The organism is Ideonella sp. P3_A4, from assembly GCF_056403075.1.
On record NZ_JBFUGE010000087.1, the window covers coordinates 1 to 17,082 of the forward strand.

7 protein-coding genes are annotated in these 17,082 nt (G+C 67.9%); 3 read left to right on the forward strand and 4 right to left on the reverse strand.

The window, feature by feature from the left end; genetic code table 11:
- Positions 1-8,748, reverse strand: an 8,748-nt coding sequence (locus AC1DYI_RS11065) for a beta strand repeat-containing protein (protein ID WP_477204159.1), incomplete at its 3' end; no start/stop codon positions are given.
- Positions 8,749-9,001: 253 nt separating this feature from the next.
- On the opposite strand from AC1DYI_RS11065, the gene AC1DYI_RS11070 reads away from it, so the two are divergent.
- The 3 genes from AC1DYI_RS11070 to AC1DYI_RS11080 all read left to right on the forward strand — a co-directional run bounded on the left by AC1DYI_RS11070 (position 9,002) and on the right by AC1DYI_RS11080 (position 12,921).
- A complete protein-coding gene (locus AC1DYI_RS11070; protein WP_477204160.1) occupies positions 9,002-10,780 on the forward strand; it encodes a type I secretion system permease/ATPase in 1,779 nt (592 codons plus the stop codon).
- The gene (locus AC1DYI_RS11075; RefSeq protein ID WP_477204161.1) at positions 10,777-12,105 is read left to right on the forward strand and encodes an HlyD family type I secretion periplasmic adaptor subunit; all 1,329 of its coding nucleotides are present in this window, start codon (positions 10,777-10,779) and stop codon (positions 12,103-12,105) included. The genes AC1DYI_RS11070 and AC1DYI_RS11075 overlap by 4 nt, the downstream gene beginning before the upstream one ends.
- Before the next feature lie 129 nt (positions 12,106-12,234).
- Positions 12,235-12,921 carry a DUF3047 domain-containing protein gene (locus AC1DYI_RS11080; RefSeq protein WP_477204162.1) on the forward strand — a complete coding sequence of 229 codons (687 nt, stop codon included), beginning with the start codon at positions 12,235-12,237 and terminating at the stop codon, positions 12,919-12,921.
- A gap of 78 nt (positions 12,922-12,999) precedes the next feature.
- On the opposite strand, the gene AC1DYI_RS11085 is transcribed toward AC1DYI_RS11080, so the two are convergent.
- The 3 genes from AC1DYI_RS11085 to pepN form a co-directional block, all read right to left on the reverse strand.
- Positions 13,000-13,719 carry a hypothetical protein gene (locus tag AC1DYI_RS11085; RefSeq protein WP_477204163.1) on the reverse strand — a complete coding sequence of 240 codons (720 nt, stop codon included), beginning with the start codon at positions 13,717-13,719 and terminating at the stop codon, positions 13,000-13,002.
- A 108-nt stretch (positions 13,720-13,827) separates the two neighbouring features.
- Positions 13,828-14,841 carry a class 1 fructose-bisphosphatase gene (locus AC1DYI_RS11090; protein WP_477204164.1) on the reverse strand — a complete coding sequence of 338 codons (1,014 nt, stop codon included), beginning with the start codon at positions 14,839-14,841 and terminating at the stop codon, positions 13,828-13,830.
- Between the two features lie 15 nt (positions 14,842-14,856).
- Positions 14,857-17,082: aminopeptidase N (pepN, locus tag AC1DYI_RS11095; RefSeq protein WP_477204165.1), on the reverse strand; the 2,226-nt coding region annotated here is incomplete at its 5' end.

The window sequence follows — 17,082 nt, forward strand, 5'->3', positions numbered from 1 at the left end:
GCCCAGCACGGTGTCGACGCCGTTGATGGCGATGCTGCCGGCGGCGCCCATGCTCAGCACGTCGGCGCCGGTCGAGCCGACCACCGATTCGATCGCCGAGACCCAGGTGCTGCCTGCAGCCAGCAGGGTCAGCGTGTCGGTCGTGCCGGTGCCGCCGATGACGCTGTCGATGGCCGACACCGACAGCGCAGCTTGTGCGCCGAGCAGAGCCACGACATCGGTCGCAGAGGCGCTGCCGATCACCGTTTCGGCACCGCTGACGCGCAGCGTGCCACCGCCAGCCAGCGTCACCACGTCGGTGCCGGTGGTGCCGACCAGAGTTTCAATGCGCGAAACCAACACGGTCGCCGAGGCGCCGTCCAAGGTCAGCACGTCGGTGCCGGTCGAGCCGATCACCGATTCGAAGGCGGAAGCGGTCAGGCTGCCCGCGGCCAACAGCGTCAGCACTTCGCCGGCGGCGGTGGTACCGACGGCGCTTTCGACCGCCGAGACAGCCAGCGAACCGGTGGCCAGCAGGGTCACGGTTTCACCGGTGCCGGTGGTGCCGATGACGGTGTCGACATTGCGCACCAGCAGGCTTTCGCCGGCGGTGCCGATGCGCACGGTTTCGGTCAGGGCCGAGCTGCCCGTGACGCTCTCGATGCCGGACACGGTGACCGTGCCGGCGGCCAACAGCGTCAATGCGTCGGTGGTGCCGGTCGTGCCGAGCACGCTGTCGACGGCCGAGGTGGCCAGGCTGCCGGCAGCCAGCATCTGCACCGTGTCGGTGACAGCCGTCTGGCCCAGCACGGTGTTGATGTCGGACACGGCGAGCGTGCTGCCCGAGGCGAGGGTGACCACTTCGACCAGCGTCGAAGCGCCGATCACACTGGCCACGTCGCTGACCTTCAGGCTACCTGCGGCCAGCATCGTGACGGCATCGCTGCCGCCGCCGCCGACCACCGATTCGACGTCGGAGACTTCGATCGAGCTGCCGTCCAGCACGCGCACGACATCGGTCGCGGCGGCCGAGCCGACCACGCGTTCGACGGCGCTGACGTTGACCGTGCCCGAGACCAGCATGTTGAGAATGTCGGTGCCGGTGGAGCCGACGACGCTGTCGACCTTGCTGATGTTCAGCGTGCCGGCGGCCAGCATCGTGGCGGTGTCGGTGCCGGTCGTGCCGACGAGGGTGTCGACGGCCGAGACGGACAAGCTGCCCGCGGCCAGCATCGTCACCGCTTCGGTCGTGCCGGTGGTGCCGGTCACGGTCTCGAAGCGAGACACCGAGATCGCGCCGCCGGCCAGCAGGGCCAGCACGTCGTCGGTATCGGTGGTGCCGATGGCAGTCTCGACGCCGCTGACGGACATCGTGCCCGGCGTCGTCATGCGCACGATGTCGGCCACGCCGGTCGAGCCGAGCACGGTTTCGATGTCGCTGACGGTGACGCTGCCAGCCGTGAGCATGCGGACCACGTCGGTGCCAGTGGAGCCGTTGATGCTGGCCATGCTGGACACGGCGATCGTGCCCGCGTTCAGCAGCGTGGCGGTGTCGGTGGTGGCGGTGGTGCCGATCAGCGTTTCGACGCTGCTGACCTCGATGCTGCCGCCAGCGGCGACGGTGACGATGTCGGTGCCGGTCGAGCCGACGACGGTTTCGAAGCGGTTGACGCGGATCGTGCTGGCGGCCAGCAGCGTCAGCGTGTCGCCGGCGTCGGTCGAGCCGATAGCGGTGTCTACGTCCTGAACGGACAGTGAGCCGGTGGCGAGCATCGTGACGACATCGGCCGAGCCGGACACGCCGAGCACGGTGTCGACATTCGACACGCTGATCGAGCTGGCGCCCACCAAGGTCACCACGTCGGTGCTGTCGGTGCCGATCACGGTCTCGACGCTGGACACCGCCATGTTGCCGCCGTTGTTCACGGTGACGACGTCGGTGCCGGTGCTGCCCAGCACGGTTTCGAGGTCGGAAATGCCGATGCTGCCGGYGGCCAGCATGTGCAGGACGTCGTTCGTCGCGGTGGTTCCGATGGCGCTGGCGACGTTGCGTACATGCAGCGTGCCGGCCGACAGCATCGTGATCTCGTCAGCAGTGTCACCGGTGCCGACGACGGTCTCGACCGCCGAGACGGCCAGCGCGCCGGCCGTCAGCAGTGTGACGCCGTCGACGCCAGTGGTGCCGAGCACCGTCTCGATGTCGGACACCTTCAGGCCACCCGCGGCCAGCAGGGTGACCACGTCATTGGTCGCGGCGGTGCCGGTGACGCTTTCGATGCCACTGACAGACAGGTCGCCGCCGTTGGCCATCGTCACTGCATCGGCGGTACCGAGCGAGCCCAGCACGGTTTCGATCGCATCGATCTCGACAGTGCCCGAGGCGAGCATGTGCAGCACGTCGGCCGTGGCGGTGGTGCCGATCACGGACGCGACGCGCGACACGTGCAGCGTGGTGTCTTCGGTCAGCTGCGTCACCACGTCTGAGGCATTGCCGGTGCCGAGCACCGTGTCGATGTCGCTGACGCTGACTGATTCGCTGGCCAGCAGCCGCACGGCATCGGCGGCGGTGGTGCCGATCACGCTGGCGACCGACGACACCGCCACGGTGCCGGCGGCCAGCAAGGTCACCTGGTCGGTCGATTCGCCGGTGCCGCGCACCGATTCGACCTGGCTGATGGACAGGCTGCCAGTGGTCAGCAGCGTCACGCTGTCGGTCGAGCCGAGGCCGCCGACCAGCGTTTCGACGTCGGACAGCGTGATGCTGCCGCTCGTCATCAAATGGATCTCGTCGGCGGTGCCGGTCGAGCCGACCACCGTTTCGACGGCCGACATCGAGATCACGCCTTCGGTTCCGAGCGTGACGATGTCGCCCGCGGCGGTCGAGCCGACCACGGTTTCGAAGTCGGACACCAGCACTTCGCCGGCGGCCAACAGGTTCAGCACGTCGGTGCTGGCGGTGCTGCCGCTGACGCTTTCGACGTCTTGCACGGCCAGCGTGCCGGCCGCGCCGAGCGTGACGCTGTCCGACAGGTCGGCCGAACCGAGCACGGTGTCGACAGCGCTGACGGTCAGCGCTGTGYCGTCGCGCATCGTCAGCACCTCGGTACCGCTGGTGCCACGAACCGATTCGATGCCGGCGACCGACAGGTTGCCGGCGGTCATCAGCTGGATCTCGTCGGCGGTGCCGTCCGAGCCGGTCACGCTTTCGATACCGGAAACTTGCAGCGTGCTTTCGGTCAGCAGCGTCACCGCGTCGGTGGTGCCGGTGGTGCCCAACAGTTGGTCAACATCGCTGACGGAGATCGCGCCGGCTTCGAGCATTTGCRCGACGTCTGCCGTGCCGCCGGCGCCGATCACGCTCTCGACCGCGCTGACGGCCAGCGTGGTGTCGGTGTCGAGCTGGGTGACGGTGTCGTTGGTGGCCGACGAGCCGACCAGCGTGGCCACGTCGGAGACGCTGACGCTCGCGCCGGCCAACAGCGTGACGATGTCGCCGCTGCCCGAACCGACGACCGATTCGATGTCGCTGATCGACAGGTTGCCCGCCACGTCCAGCGTCACCGTGTCGTCGGTGGCGGTGGTGCCGGTGACCGACTCGACGCCGCTGATGTGCAGCGAGGTCGCGTCCAGCATGCTGACGGCGTCGCTGCCGGTGGTGCCGATCACGCTTTCGATGTCGCTGACCGAAACCGCGCCAGCGGCCGACAGCGTCACCACGTCGGTGCCGCCACTCTGGCCGATCACGCTTTCAACACCGCCGACCAGCACATGGGCGCTGGTGTCGAGCAGCGTCACCGCGTCGTTGGAGCCGGCCGAGCCGGTGATGGTTTCGAAGTCCGAGACCTCGATCGCCGCGCTGTGCAGCAGCGTCAGCGCATCAGCGGTGCCGGTGGTGCCGATGGCGGTTTCAACGTCGCTGACGGCAACCGCGCCGGCAGACAACAGGGTCACCACGTCGGTGCCGGTCGAGCCCAACACGCTGTCGACGGCCGAGACACTGATCGTTGCGTCGGTCAGCAGGCTCAGCACTTCGACGCCGGTGGTGCCGGTGACGGTTTCGACGTCGCTGACCGACAAGCTGCCGGTGGCGATCGTCAGGATGTCGGTGCCTGTCGAGCCCAGCACCGTGTCGATGGCTGACAGCGTGATGCTGCTGCTGGTCGCAGCGGCCAGCGTGACGACTTCGACAGCGTTGGCCGCGCCGATCAACGATTCGACGGCATTGGCGCCGCCGTCCACGGTGACGCTGCCGCCACCGATGAGGGTGACGCGGTCGGTGCCGGTCGAGCCGGTGATGCTTTCAACACCAGACAGCGTGACGCTGCCGGCGTTCAGCAGCGTGACTTCGTCGACCGTGCCGGCCGCGCCGATCAGGGTTTCGACGTCGGACAAAGCGACCGTTGCCGAAGCGAGCAAGGTCACGGTGTTGGTGCCGCCCGAGCCGAGCACGGTCTCGACATCGGTCACAGCAATGCTGCCGGCAGCCAGCAGGGTCAGCTCGTCGGTCGTGGCGGTCGAGCCGACCACGCTTTCGATGCTGCTGACGCTGTGCGAGCCGGCGTCTTCGAAGGTCACGGTGTCGACCGAGCCGGCGGCGCCGAGCACGGTTTCGACATCGCTGGTCTGCACGCTGCCGCCACCGGCGAGCGTCAGCACATCGGAGGTGGCGGTCGAGCCGACCACGCTTTCGACGGCCGACACGGCCAAGGTCGCGGTGCCCATCGTCACCTGGTCGGCGCCGGTGGAGCCGAGCACGGTGGCGATGCTGCTGACCTCGACGGTCGCGCCGTTGCCTAGCAGGCTCAGCACATCGGCGGTGCCGCCGGTGCCGACGACCGATTCGACGCCGGACACGGCCAGCGCGCCGCTGGCAGTCAGCGTGACCACGTCGGTGGTGTCGGTCGAGCCGATCACGGTGTTGATGTTGGCGACCGACAGTGCGGCGCCGGTGCCGACGACGGTGACGACCTCGACCGCACCACTGCTGCCGACGATGCTGTCGACATCGGACACGGCCACGTTGCCGCTACCCAGCAGCGACAAGGTGTCGGTGGTGCCGGTGGAGCCGACCACGCTTTCGATTGCCGTCACGGCGACGGCGGCGCTGGCCATCGTCAGCGTGTCGGTGCCGGTCGAGCCGAGCACGGTGGCTACGTCACTGACGGTGACCGTCGCGCCGTTGCCGCCGAGCGTGACGATGTCGGTGGACTGGCCCGTGCCGGTGACCGATTCGATGCCCGAGACCTTCAGCGCGCCGGTGGCCAGCAGCGTGACGGCGTCGGTGGTGTCGGTGGTGCCGATCACGGTGTCGACCRCGCTGACCGAGATCGCGCCGGCGGTGCCGAGCGTGACCACTTCGGTCAGGCCGGCGCTGCCGAGCACGGTCTCGACATCAGAGACATTGACCGAGCCGGCGGCCAGCAGCGTCAGAGCGTCGGTGGTGCCGGTCGAGCCGATGACCGATTCGACGCCCGAGGTGGCGAGCGTCGCGCTGGCCATCGTCAACGCGTCGGTGCCGGTCGAGCCGAGCACGGTGGCCACGTCGCTGACGGTGGCGGTGGCGCCGTTGCCCAGCAGCGTGACAACGTCGCTGCCCAGGCCGGTGCCGGTGATGGATTCGATGCCCGAGACCTTCARCGCACCGCTGGCCAGYAGCGTGACGGCGTCGGTGGTATCGGTGGTGCCGATCACGGTGTCGACCGCGTTGACGGCGATCGTGCCCGCAGTCAGCAGCGTGACCACTTCGGTCAGGCCACTGCCGCCGATGACGGTGTCGACATCGCTGACGCCGACGCTGCCCGAGGCCAGCAGTGACACGACGTCGGTGGTGTCGGTGGTGCCGATCACGCTCTCGACGGCCGAGACGGCCAGGCTGCCGGTGGTCAGCATCGTGACGGCGTCGGTGGTGCCGGTGCCGCCGATCACGGTGTTGATGTCGGACACGGCGACGGCCGCGCCGCCGATCATGCGCAGCACTTCGATGTTCGACGACGAGCCGATCACGCTGGCGACGTCGGACACGCGCACGGTGCCGGCAGCGCCCAGAGTCAGCACGTCAGCGGTGTTGCTGGTGCCGATCACGGTTTCGACCGCCGAGACCCACAGCGCGCCGGTGGTGGTCATCGTCACCGCGTCGGTCGCACCTGCGGAGCCGATGACCGAGTCGACATCCGAAACGCTGACCGAACCCGCGGCCAGCAGTTGCACCACATCGGTGGTGTCGGTGGTGCCGATCACGGTCTCGATGCCCGAGACTTTGACGGTGCCGGTGGTCAGCATCGTCAGCGCGTCGGCGCCGGTCGAGCCGAGCACGGTGTCGATGTCGCTGACGGCGACCGCGCCGGCGCCCAGCAGTTGCAACACCTCGACCTGGGCGGTTGCGCCCAAAACAGATTCGACGGCCGAGACGCGCACCGTGCCGGCATTCAGCAGCGTGACGATGTCGGTGGTGGCGGTGGAGCCGGTGACGGTGTCGACCGACGAGACGGCCAGCGAGCCGGTGGCCAGCATGGTCACGGCGTCGGTGGTGGCCGTGGTGCCGATGACCGAATCGATGTCGCTGACGGCGACCGAGCCGGTGGCCAGCAGCGTGACGGTCTCGGTCGTGTCGGTGGTGCCGGTGACCGATTCGACGCGGCTGATCGCGATGTTGCCGGCGGTGCCCAGCGTGATGCTGTCGGTGCCGGTGGAGCCGATCACCGATTCCACATCGCTCACCGTGACGGCCGAAGCCGCCAGCAGATTCAGGATGTCGGTGCCGGTGGTGCCCGTGACCGAGTCGATGGCTGAGACCGACACGGTGCCGGCGGCCAGCAAGGTCACCGCTTCGGTCGTGTTTGTGGTGCCAATGACGGTGTCGATCGCCGAGACCGACAGCGAGTCGCCGGCGTTCGCGAGGTGAATCACTTCAACGGCGGTCGTGCCCAGCACGCTTTCGACCGACGAGACGGTCAGCGAGCCAGCGGCCAGCATGTTCACCACGTCGGTGGTGTCGGTCGAACCGGTGACCGATTCGACACCCGACACGGCCAGCGTGCCGGTGGTCAGCATCGTCAACGCGTCGCCGGCGGCGGTGCTGCCGAGCACGGTTTCGATATCGCTGACAGCGACGCTGCCGGCGACCAGCATCGTCAGCACGTCGCTGGTGCCGGTGGTGCCGAGCACGCTCTCGACGGCCGAGATGGCCAGCGCACCGGTGGTCAGCATCGTGACGGCGTCGGTCGTGCCGGTGCCGCCGATCACGGTATTGATGTCGGAGACGGCGACAGCTGAGCCGCCGATCATGCGCAGCACTTCGGTGTTGGACGACGAGCCCAGCACGGTGGCCACGTCGGACACGCGCACGGTGCCGGCGGCGCCCAGCGTCAACACGTCAGCGGTGTTGCTGGTGCCAATCACGGTTTCGACGCTCGAGACCCAGAGCGCGCCGGTGGTGGTCATCGTCACCGCGTCGGTCGAGCCGGTGGTGCCGATGACCGAGTCGACATCGGACACGCTGACCGCGCCGGCGACCAGCAATTGCACGATGTCGGTGGTGGCTGTGGTGCCGGTGACGGTTTCGACCCCCGAGACTTTGACGGTGCCGGTGGCCAGCATCGTCARCGCGTCGGCGCCGCCGGAGCCCAGCACGGTGTCGATGTCGCTGATGGCGACTGAGCCCGCGGCCAGCAGTTGCAGCACTTCGACTTGGGCGGTCGCGCCGAGGACGGATTCGACCGCCGAGACACGCACGGTGCCRGCGTTCAGCAGCGTGACGACATCGGTCGTGTCGGTCGAGCCGGTAACGGTGTCGACAGAAGAGACGGCGAGCGAGCCGGTGGCCAGCATGGTCACGGCGTCGGTCGTGGCGGTGGTACCGACGACAGAGTCGATGGCGCTGACGGCGACCGAGCCGGTGGCCAGCAGCGTGATGGTTTCGGTGGTGTCGGTGGTGCCGATGACCGATTCGACCCGGCTGATCGCCAGGTTGCCGGCGGTGCCCAGCGTGACGGTGTCGGTGCCGGTGGAGCCGATGACCGATTCGATGTCGCTGACGGTGACAGCCGAGGCGGCCAGCAGGTTCAGCACGTCGGTGCCGGTGGTGCCGGTGACCGAATCGATGGCCGAAACCGAGACGGTGCCGGCGGCCAGCAACGTGACTGCTTCGGTCGTGTTCGTGGTGCCGATGATCGTGTCGATCGCCGAGACCGACAGCGAGTCGCCGGCGTTGGCCAGCGTGACCACTTCGACCGCGGTCGTGCCGACCAGCGATTCGACGGCCGAGACGCTGAGCGAGCCGCCGCCGAGCATGTTGACGATGTCGGTGGTGTCAGTCGTGCCGATCACCGATTCGACCGCCGAGACCGTCATCGTGCCGGTGGCGAGCATCGTGATCGCGTCGGTCGTGTCGGTCGAGCCGATCACGGTGTCGATGTCACTGACCGCGACCGCGCCGCCGGCCAGCAGGTTCAGCACGTCGGTGCCGGTGGTGCCGAGCACGCTTTCGACGCTGCTGACCGACATCGTGCCGCTGGTCAGCATCGACAGCACATCGGTGCCGGTCGAGCCGACGACGGTCTCGATGTCCGAGACGAACACCGTGCCGCTGTTGGCTGCATTCAGGGTGACGGCATCGGTGCCGGTGGAGCCCAGGACGGTCTCGATCGCACTGATCGCGATGCTGCCACCCGTCCCGAGCAGAGTCAGCACATCTGTCGTGGCGGTGGTGCCGCCGATGCTGCTGACGTTGCCCGAGATGACAACACCGTTGATATCGACCGAATCAATCATGAGGACTCCGAAACCTTGAAGCGTGACTTTTTGACGTTCTGGCTGACCTGAGGCTTTGATGGACCCGGCCGCAGCCGGACCCCCCTCCTTCAGGTCGTCATCGAGTTTTCGGCTTGGGGCGCATGGGCTTGAAGTGCCTGAGAGGGTTATTCGCAGGCTTTATTTCTCGATTGAAGCGTTTCCAGCGGGGCTACCCTCCCTGGCGTTGGCTCCTGCCGTCCCCGGCGGGTGCTCGGCCATGGATCGTTTTCCGATGACCTCTTCTGCATTGCCCGCCCGTCCCGCCACCGCCCCGCGCCGCCGCCAGGGCCCGCTGGCCCGCGCCCTGGCCGGCGAAAAACGGGCGCTCGGCGCCTGCGCCTTGTTCAGCGGCGTCTCCAGCGTCTTGCTGCTGGTGCCGTCGGTCTACTCGATGCAAATTTATGACCGGGTGCTGTCCAGCCGCCACGGCGTCACCTTGCTCGCACTGACAGCGATCGCGCTCGGCCTGTACCTGCTGCTCGCGGCGCTCGACTGGGCGCGCGGCGAATTGATGGTGGTGGTCGGCATGCGGCTCGATCAGAAACTGCGCCAGCCTGTCTTCGACGCGGCACTGCGCCGGCCCGGGGCCAGCGCAGTGGCGGCGAACGCAGCGCAGGCGGATCTGCACACCGTGCGCCAGTTCGTCTCCGGCCCGGCCTTGCACGCCTTGTTCGATCTGCCCTGGCTGCCGCTGATGGCGCTCGCTGCCACGCTGCTGCACCCRCTGCTCGGCGCGTATGTCGTTGGTGCGACCTTGATGCTGCTGGCGCTGACCTGGCTCAGCGAATGGCGCAGTGCCGCGCCGTTGGCTCGCGCTGGCCTTGAAGGAGTGGCCGCACAACAATCGTTAGCCGAGACCGCACGCCATGCCGAATTGGTTCGCGCATTGGGCATGCAATCGGTGATGCGCGAGCGCTGGTTGCGCCGCCACCTCGCGATGCTGGGCTGGCAGTCCCGCGCCAGCCAGGCCGCTGAAACTCTKGGTGCCGGGACACGCTTCGCCCGCATGGCGATGCAGTCGCTGGTGTTTGCGCTGGGCGCCTGGCTGGTGCTTGACGGCGAGCTGTCGGCCGGCGGCATCTTTGCGGTGTCGTTGATCGTGGGCCGCGCGCTGGCGCCTGTCGAGCAGGTGTTGAACCTGTGGCGCCAGGTGGTTCAGGTGCGCAATGCCTGGGACCGGCTGGACACGCTGCTGATCGAGGCCGGCAACTCGCCGGAGCGCATGGCGCTGCCCGCACCGAGTGGGCAGATCACCGTCAACCAGGCTTCGGCGCTCGCCCCGGGCGGCGCACGGCCGGTGCTGGTGGGCATCAGCTGCTCGGCAATGCCGGGCGACATCGTCGGCGTGATCGGCCACAGCGGCTCGGGCAAGTCGACGCTGGGCCGCCTGTTGATCGGCCTGGACGCGCCGGCTGCGGGCCAGGTGCGGCTGGACGGTGCCGATCTGTCGCAATGGCCGCGTGAAGCGTTGGGCCCCTACATCGGCTATTTGCCGCAGACCGTGGACCTGATGGAGGGCACGGTGGCCGAGAACATCGCGCGCTTCGGCGCGGTGGATGCCGAGAAGGTGGTGGCTGCTGCGCGTGCCGCCGGCGTGCACGACATGGTGCTGAAGCTGCCGCACGGCTACGACACGCCGCTGGGGCCCGATGGTGCCGGCCTTTCCGGTGGCCAGAAGCAGCGTGTGGCTTTGGCCCGAGCGCTGTATGGCGATCCGCGCCTGCTGGTGCTGGACGAACCGAATGCCAACCTCGATGCCGACGGCGAAGCCGCGCTGCACACCGCGTTGATCGGGTGCAAGGCCCGCGGCGCCACAGTCTTCGTGATCACCCAGCGCAATGGCGTGCTGGGTCTGGCCGACAAGTTGCTGGTGCTGCAAGACGGCAGCGCACTGGCCTTTGGCCCCAAACAAGAGGTGCTGTCGCGCTTTGCCGCTGCACCACCGGCAGCGCCCTCGGCGACTCCAGCGCGCGCGGCCGCGAACAGCGCGCCGATGGAGGCCACCGCATGAACCCCGGCAAGACGATGGATGCATTGGAGTTGGCGCCACCGGTGCCGCTGGACCYGAAGCGCCCGCTGCGCTTCGGCCTCGGCGCGCTGGCGATCGGCGTGGCTGTCACCCTGTGGTGGTCGGCTGCGGTGCCGTTGGCCGAAGGCGTGCCCGCCGACGGCGTGGTGAAGACAGAAGGCAGCCGGCGCAGCGTTCAACATGCGCGTGGCGGCACGCTGCGTGAGATCCTGGTGCGTGACGGCGACACGGTGCACCAAGGCCAGCCGCTGCTGCGCCTGGACGACAACGACGCGAAAGCACGCATGGGCATGATCGATGCCCGCTGGTGGCCGTCGCTGGCGCAGGAAGCCCGTCTGCTGGCCGAGCGCGACGGCCTAGCCCGCATCACCTTCCCATCCGAATTGGTTGACGCGAAGACGCCGGGTGCTGCTGACGCGATGGGTGCGCAGCAACGCTTGTTCGATGCCCGCCGCGCGGCGCTGTCGCAAGACGACGTGGCGCAGCAGGCGGCGGTCGATTCGCTGCGCGCCTATGGCAGCGGGCTGAAAGACCAGTCCGGCACGCGTGAAGAGCAGATCCGCTCGCTGAACGAAGAGCTGAAGACCTGGCGCGAACTGCAGGCTCAAGGGTATGTGGCGCGGGCGCGCTTGTTCGAGATCGAGCGCAACCTGATGGCGGTGCAAGGCCAGTACAGCCAGGACATCGGCAGCTTGTCGCGCGTCGAAGGCAGTGTGGCCGAGACGCAGGCCAAGCGGGCGCAGCGCCAGTCGGAACTGCGGCGTGATGTCGAAACACAACTGAGCGAGGTGCAGTCGCGCCTGGCCGAACTGCGCGAACAGCGTGCCGCCTTGCGCGACGAACTGGCCCGCTGCACGCTGACCGCGCCGGTCGACGGCACGGTGGTCGATCTCGCGGTCCACACCGAAGGCGGTGTCGTTGCCGCCGGCCAGAAACTGCTGGACCTCGTGCCCAGCCACGAAGCGTTGGTGGTCGAGGCCCAGGTGCCGGTGCGTCTGGCCGACGGCCTGGTCAACGGCATGCCGGGCCAGGTTCGCTTCACCTCACGCGACCAGCGCCTGACGCGGCCCGCCGAAGGCAAGGTCATCTACGTGGCCGCCGACCGCAGCGCCGACATGCAGAACCCCGAAGGCTGGTACCTGGTGCGGGTGGCGGTGACGCCGCAAGCCTTGAAGGACGCCGGTGTCGCCAGCCTGCAGCCCGGCATGCCGGCCCAGGTGATGATCGCGACCGGCCAGCGCTCGATGCTGGCCTATTTGCTCGACCCGTTGACCAAGCGCTTGAATGGCGTGCTGGCGGAACGTTAGCTTTCGCAACAAGGTGCGGATAATCCGTGATCTTGTGCACACGATGCGACTTCGCCACGCCAATGCACAAGCGATGTCAGCCGGGACACTGCCGGCTGCTTTGATCGGTAGCTGTTAGGACCGCCGCGCATGCGTATTTCGTTGCTCTTGACCCTCGCGTTGGCGGCCATCCTGGCCGGCTGTGCCAACCCGCCCCCAGCGCCGTCGGCCGAGGCCAACGACTGGCAGCCGATGAAGTTGCCGGGCAAGTTGCCCACCCGCTACGAATGGACGGAGAAGGAAGGGCGTCAGGCCTGGATGGCGACAGCCGACCGTTCCGCCAGCATGTGGCGCCGCCGTGTGGCGCCCGCGCTGAGCCGCCCTCACGAAGTGCGCTTCTCATGGTGGGTACAAGACGCGATTCCCGCCGCTGACCTGGCCGACGCCGACCGCGGCGATGCGCCGGCCCGCGTGATGATCTCGTTCGACGGCGATGTGGCCGCGCTGCCCTTGCGCACGCGCCTGATGTTCGACGTGATGGAGACATTGACCGGCGAGCAGCCGCCCTACGCGACGCTGATGTACGTCTGGGATGCCAAGCACCCGGTCGGCACGGTGCTGATCCATCCGCGCAGTGACCGCGTGCGCCAGATCGTGGTCGATTCAGACCCTGGCGACCTGCGTCGCTGGCGTGACCACCACCGCGACCTGGCGGCCGACTTCCGCCTGGCCTTCGGCGAGGAGCCCGGGCCATTGACATCGGTCGCCTTCATGACCGACAGCGACAACACCCGTTCGAAGGCCCGCACCTGGTACGGCGCGCTCGAGCTGCTTTGAGCCGGCCGTAGGGCCCCTGAGCTTGTTGAAGGGCCGGCGTCGAACAGCGCATCAAGCGCCGCGGCCCGACGGCGCCGCTCAGCCCAGCTGACGCACGCGGGCGGTCGCGTTCGTCACGCGCTCGAGCATGCCGGCATCGGCCTCGCCCACGTGGCCGTGGAAGAGCAGGTTGCGGTACTTGGCCAGCTCCAGCAACTCGACGTGGAACTCGTCGGCGATCGTGCCGTTGTCGAGCAATGCGCCGGCCATCTGGCGCACGCTACCGGCGTTCTTGCCTTCGCCGTCGTTGGTGATCAGGTCAAGCCGGCGCATCTGCTCGCGCAGGGCACGTTCGAGCTGACGAAACGCGCGAAAGAAATCTTCGGCCGAGGCCTGCTCGCGCGTCTCGGCATAGGGCTGCTCCTGTTGCTGCTGCTCCAGCTCGCGCTCGGCCGCCTTGCGGTACTTGGCCGGGTCGATGATCGTCACGACGAAGCCGAGGCCGGCGACGATCGCGACGATGTCGAAAAAGGCCGCCGCGCTCATCAGCCACCCCGGGGTGACGTGGTCGGCGCGGTTGACCCACACCACCAGCAGGCTCAGCACGACCGCCAGCGCAGTCAGCCAGGCCAGCACAGTGAGCCGCGCGTGGTAACTGGCACGCAGCCCCTCGTGCAGCTCTTGCAACGAGTCGTCGCGGTCGCGTGCTGCTTCGATCTGCGACAGCACCAGTGCGTAGCCGGTGAGCAGCAGCGCAACGAATGTCGAGACGCACTGCGCCGCGGCCGTGAACGTCCAGTAGATGTAGTCTGTGTTCATGGAGCCCCTCGCCCGACGGGTACATCGGTCGATCCCCCGGAGGGATGCGGGCCGGCTCGGGAGCGGCCCGTCGCACGGCCCGCATGCCCCGCCCGAACCGCTGCCAAATTACTGGCCGGCTTCGAGGTGGTAGTCCGTCGCGCGCTGGACTTCATTCTTCGAGCCCAGCACCACGCTGACGCGTTCGTGCAGCTTGGTCGGCACCAGGTCCATGATGCGCTGGCGGCCGTTGGTCGCGATGCCGCCGGCCTGCTCGACCAGGAAGGCCATCGGGTTGGCTTCGTACATCAGGCGCAGCTTGCCGGGCTTGTCCGGCTCGCGCTTGTCCCACGGGTACAGGAACACGCCGCCGCGGGTCAGGATGCGGTGCACATCGGCCACCATCGAGGCGACCCAGCGCATGTTGAAATCCTTGCCGCGCGGGCCTTCCTTGCCGGCCAGACATTCGTCGATGTAGCGCTTGACCGGGGTGTCCCAGTGGCGCATGTTCGACATGTTGATCGCGAATTCCTTGGTGTCTTCGGGGATGCGCACTTCTTCTTCGGTCAGCACCCACGAGCCTTGCTCGCGGTCGAGCGTGAACATCGCGACGCCACGGCCAACCGTCAGCACCAGCGTGGTCTGCGGGCCGTAGACGCAGTAGCCAGCGGCTGCCTGCTGTTTGCCCGGCTGCAGGAAATCTTCTTCGCTGATGCCGCGCTGGTTGTTGACCTTGCGCAGCACCGAGAAGATGGTGCCGATCGAGACGTTGACGTCGATGTTCGACGAGCCATCGAGCGGGTCGAACAGCAGCAGGTATTCGCCCTGCGGGTAGCGGTTCGGCACGACGTGGATCGAGTCCATCTCCTCCGACGCCATTGCCGCCAGATGGCCGCCCCACTCATTGGCCTCGATCAGCACCTCGTTCGAGATGATGTCGAGCTTCTTCTGCACCTCGCCCTGCACGTTCTCGCTGCCGGCCGAGCCCAGCACCTCGCCGAGCGCGCCCTTGTTGACCGAGATCGCGATGCGCTTGCAAGCGCGCGCGACCACCTCGATCAACAAGCGCAGTTGCGCCGGGATGTGGCCATGCTCGCGCTGCTGCTCRACCAGGTACTGCGTGAGACTGATACGTGAACTCATGGTGGAACGGTGCCTTCAGTCTTGCAGCGCGCGGTTGATGATCTCGGCGGTGTCGCCAGACAGGTCGCTCTTGGCGGCAACGCGGGCAATTGCCTCGCGAGCGGCTGAGCGGTACGGCTCGGCCAGTGCGCGCCAGCGGTCCAGGCCGCGGGCGAAGCGCGAGGCGATCTGTGGGTTGATCGAGTCCAGCTCGACCACACGATCGGCCCAGAATACGTAGCCGGCTGCATCGGCGCGGTGGAAGGCGGCCGGGTTGTAGAAGGCCACCGACATCAGCAGCGAACGTGCGCGGTTCGGGTTGTGCAGCGTGAAGTCGGGGTGCTTCAGCAGTTGCTTGATCTGGGCGAAGACGCGGCCATCGCGCTCGGGCGCGCGGGCCTGCAGCATGAACCACTTGTCGAGCACCAGTGCGTCGTTGCGGAACAGCGTGTGGAAGCGCTCCAGCGCCGGCGCGGCCAGCTCGGCGTGGGCATTGACCAGGGCCTGCAGCGCGCCGAGGCGGTCGGTCATGTTGCTGGCGTCCTTGAAGCGCTGGAACGCGCGGCCCGGCCAGACGSTGTCACCGGTGGCCGTGGCGTGACGCACCAGCATGGCCAGCGCCAGGTTGGCCAGCGCACGCTTGCCGGCCTGGTCGGCGGTGGGCTGGTAGCCCTCGTTCACCTGGTGGGCACCAAAGGCCCAGGCCCAATCGTCTTGCAGACGCGCGGCCAACTGTTCGACCATCGCTTCGCGCACGGCGTGCACGCGCTGCGGGTCGACCTCGGTGGTCTGCTCGGCGACATACCCTTCCGACGGCGGCACCAGCGCCATTTCCTTGAAGGCCGGGTCCAGCGTCGCGTCGCGCAGCACGGTGCGCATGGCGTTGACGAAGGGCTCGTCAAGCTCCAGCGTGCCGCTGCGCAGGGCAGCCAGCAGGCGCGACAGCGCCAGCTTCTGGCCGGCTTCCCAGCGGGTGAAGGGGTCGCTGTCGTGGGCCAGCAGCACCAGGCGGTCGGCGTCGGTCAGGCCGTCGTCGAGCACCACCGGGGCCGAGAAGCCACGCAGCAACGAAGGCACGCAGTCTTCGGTGACGCCAGTGAAGACGAAGCGTTGCGTCGCCTCGGTCATTACCAGCACGCGCTCGGTGCCGGCGGCTGAGGCTTCGCCTTCGAGCTGCAGCGGCAGTGCACGCCCATCGGCGCGGCCGACCAGGCCCATCGCGACCGGGATCAGCTGCGGCAGCTTGGACGGTTGCGCAGCGGTGGCCGGGTTGGTTTGGGACAGCTCGAGCGTGAAAGTCGCGTTGGCGGCGTCGTACTGGCCGCGTGCGGTCAGATGCGGCGTGCCGGACTGGGCGTACCAGCGTTTGAACAGGTCCAGCTGCTGGGTCAGTGCGCTGCCGGGGTTGGCGTCGGCGATGGCCTGCGCGAAGTCGTCGCAAGTCACGGCTTGGCCGTCATGGCGCTGGAAGTACAGCGCCATGCCCTTCGCAAAACCTTCGCGGCCGACAAGGGTGTGCATCATGCGCACGACCTCGGCGCCCTTTTCGTAGACGGTCGAGGTGTAGAAGTTGTCGATCGCCTGGTAGGCGTCGGGCCGCACCGGGTGGGCCATCGGGCCGGCATCTTCGGGGAACTGCGATTCACGCAGGCGCAGCACGTCGCCGATGCGGCAGACGGCGCGGGCCGACGCGCTGCCGGCCATGTCCATCGAGAATTCCTGGTCGCGGAAGACGGTCAGGCCTTCTTTCAGCGACAGCTGGAACCAGTCGCGGCAGGTGATGCGGTTGCCGGTCCAGTTGTGGAAGTACTCGTGGCCGACGACGCTTTCGATGCCGTCGAAGTCGGTGTCGGTCGCCGTCGCGGCGCTGGCCAGCACGAACTTGGTGTTGAACAGGTTCAGGCCCTTGTTCTCCATCGCGCCCATGTTGAAGTCGTCGACCGCGACGATCATGAAGCGCTCCAGGTCGAGCGGCAGGTTGAAGCGGGCTTCGTCCCACACGACCGACGCGATCAGCGAGTTCATCGCGTGCTCGGTCTTGTCCAGGTCACCGCGCTTGACGAAGACCTGCAGCAGGTGGTCCTTGCCGCCGCGGGTGCGCACCCATTGCTCGCGCRCCACCAGGTCGGCGGCGACCAGCGCGAACAGGTAGCTGGGCTTCGGGAACGGGTCGTGCCACTTGGCGAAGTGGCGATGGCTGTCCAGCTCGCCTTGCTCGACCAGGTTGCCGTTGCTCAGCAGCACCGGGTACTTCTTCTTGTC